General features: G+C 72.0%; 2 protein-coding genes and 1 pseudogene. 2 read left to right on the top strand and 1 reads right to left on the bottom strand.

Features of this window, described 5'->3' with window-relative positions; translation table 11 throughout:
• Positions 1-343: pseudogene (locus GX015_RS02315) on the top strand (hypothetical protein); the annotation flags it as partial.
• 45 nt (positions 344-388) lie between these two features.
• Here the strand turns inward: GX015_RS02315 and GX015_RS02310 are convergent.
• Entirely contained in the window at positions 389-1990 is a 1602-nt protein-coding gene (locus tag GX015_RS02310) for a phospholipid carrier-dependent glycosyltransferase (RefSeq protein ID WP_291342483.1), read from the bottom strand.
• Between the two features lie 38 nt (positions 1991-2028).
• Between GX015_RS02310 and GX015_RS02305 the strand changes: the two genes are divergently transcribed.
• Positions 2029-2707 (top strand): 16S rRNA (cytidine(1402)-2'-O)-methyltransferase (locus GX015_RS02305; protein ID WP_291342481.1); only part of this gene is annotated, 679 nt, incomplete at its 3' end.

The following is a 2707-nucleotide window of genomic DNA, read 5'->3' as shown; positions in this document are numbered from 1 at the left end:
GGCCGCCGCGCTCGACGAGATCGTCGCCCCGACCATCGACGCCGCCGCGATCCGCATGGCGTTCGCGGTCGGCATGTTCTGGGCGGCGTGGCGGCCGCGGGCGGCGATGGGCATGACGCCCGTCTACGGCGCGGCGGCGATGTTCTCCATCGGCTTCGCCACCCGCGACCTGGTGCTGGGCACGCTGGAGGTCGCCGACGTCGCGGGACTGGCCCTCATGGCCGTTTCCGCCGTTTCGCTGGGCCTGGTGTGGCTGGGCGGGTACACGCCGGCCGCGATGGCGCAGGCGTGGCGTGCGGCGTCCGGCCGTCCGGTCCGAGGCTTGCCCGGCGAGCTCGACTGACGGCGCCTGGCGTGACGACGGCACCGGTCACGTCGCCGTGCCCGGCTACTTCCAGCTGGGGAGCCAGAGGCGCAAGTCGAAGGTCTCCAGCGGCAGCGGGATGCCGGTCATGATGGGCAGCCAGAACAGGAACGCCGCGACGGCGACGGCGAGGTACGCCGCGACGAGGCCGATGCCGATGGGCCTGCCCTTCGGTCGCCAGCGGGCGACGTCGGCGGCGATGATCGCGATGGCGATGACCACGAAGGGGATCAGCGCCGTGGCGTAGAAGAAGTACATCTGCCGGTCGTGCGCGATGACCCACGGCACCCACGAGGCGATGAAACCGACGGCGGGCAGCGCGAACCGGCCGTCGCCGCGCAGGAGCCACCGGTACAGGGCCCACACGACGACGGGGATGAGCAGCCACCAGATCGGCGGGGTGCCGAACAGCATCAGCCAGCCCTTGCACTCCCGGCCGCCCATGCACGTGGTTTCGGTGGAGTAGTAGAGCATGGGCCGTCCGGACCACAGCCATTCCCACGGCTTCGATTCCCACGGGTGCTCGTGGCCGCCGGAGGTCGTCAGCGACCCGTGGAATTCGAGGACGCCGCGCTGGTAGTGCAGCCAGTTCTGCACCGCCTCCGGCAGCCATCCGGTGCCGGGGATGCCGGTGTCGCGCTGGTCGGCGGGCAGGTGGCGGTACACGGACGTTTCCTCGGCGAACCACGACCGCCACGACAGCAGGTACACCGCCAGCGGCACCGCCACCAGGTGGCCGAGGGCGGGCGGGGTGTCGCGCACGAGCGCGCCGAGCGTGGGCTTGCCGACGCCAGCCCGCTTCCTGTCCACCAGGTCGCAGAACACGCTGAGCAACCCGAATGCGGCGATGTAGTAGAGGCCGGACCATTTCACGCCGAGGGAGAGGCCGAGCATGATGCCCGCCGTGAACCGCCACCAGCGCCAGGGCAGGGGAGGGCCGTAGGCGTCGTCAAGCGGATGCGGAAGCGCCGCGAGCCGGCGCGCGACCTGGTCCCGGTCCACCGTCAACGCCCATGCCGCGCCGATGATGAACGTGGTCTGGATGATGTCGAGCATGCCCATCCGGGAGGACACGAACAGCACGCCGTCGACGATCGCCAGCAGGCCCGCGGCCACGGTGGCCAGCGGCGAGCCGGACAGCCGGCGGGTGATGTCCATGATCGCCAGCACCACCAGCACGCCGCAGACGGCGGACATGAACCGCCAGCCCAGCGGCGTGTAGCCGAAGAGCCATTCGCCGATGACCATCACCTGCTTGGCCACCGGCGGGTGGACGACCAGCCCGAAACCGGGGTTGTCCTCGATGCCGCCGACCAGCGGATCGCCGGTGGAACGGAGGATCTGCCACGCCTGCGGGACGTAGTGCTTCTCGTCGAAGACCGGCGTGCCCTCGTCGGTGGGGAAGCCGAGCCCGACGAATCGGGAGATGCCCGCGACGATCGCCAGCACCGCGAATACCCGCGTATCCCACGGCGTCCAGCGGACGGGCACGCGCGGGGGTTTCGGCGGAGCCGGGGTCTTCCGCGGCTTCTTGAACCGCACCGCCGTCGAACCCGGCGCGGCACCGTCCGGCGTGGAATCCGGTGCGGCGCCGTCGATCGTCGGGTCGGGCGGAGGCTGGGTCACGACCACGATGATAGGCAAGGGCCGATAGGATCGCGTCCATGGCTTCCCACGGCGAGACCCCGCACACCCCGATGGATGACCCCGACACGGGCCATCTCCCCGGAGCAGGGGCGGATGACCGGGCGGACTGGGAGCCCGCGCGCTCCGGTGGGCGCGTCCTGCAGCCGGGCATCACCCTGGCCGCGACGCCGCTGGGTAACATCGGCGACGCCACCGACCGCCTGCGCGCGGCATTGTCGGAGGCCGATCTCATCGCCGCCGAGGACACGCGCCGCGCCCGCCAGCTGGCGTCGGCGCTGGACGTGGAGATCCGCGGCCGGGTCGTCTCCAATTTCGACCACAACGAGGAGCAGCGCATCGTGCAGCTTCTCGACGCCGCCCGGTCCGGCGCCCGCGTGCTCGTGGTGACCGACGCCGGCATGCCCGTCGTCTCCGATCCGGGGCTGGCCGTCGTCGCGGCCGCGCATGACGCGGACCTGCCGGTGACGTGCCTGCCCGGGCCGTCGGCGGTAACCACGGCGCTGGCGCTGTCGGGGCTGAAGGTGGGGCGGTTCATCTTCGACGGCTTCGCCCCGCGCAAGCAGGGCGCCCGCCGCGATTGGCTGCAGTCGCTGGCCACCGAGCAGCGCGCCTGCTGCTTCTTCGAGTCCCCGCATCGCATCGCCGCCACGCTGGCCGAGGCCGCCGACGTCCTCGGCGGCGACCGCCGCGTCGCGG

Origin of the sequence: Corynebacterium sp. (genome assembly GCF_012837295.1) — a bacterium.
GTDB lineage: Bacteria > Actinomycetota > Actinomycetes > Mycobacteriales > Mycobacteriaceae > Corynebacterium.
The sequence above is the reverse complement of the archived record's forward strand: the minus strand, read 5'-3'. Positions and strand labels throughout refer to the sequence as shown.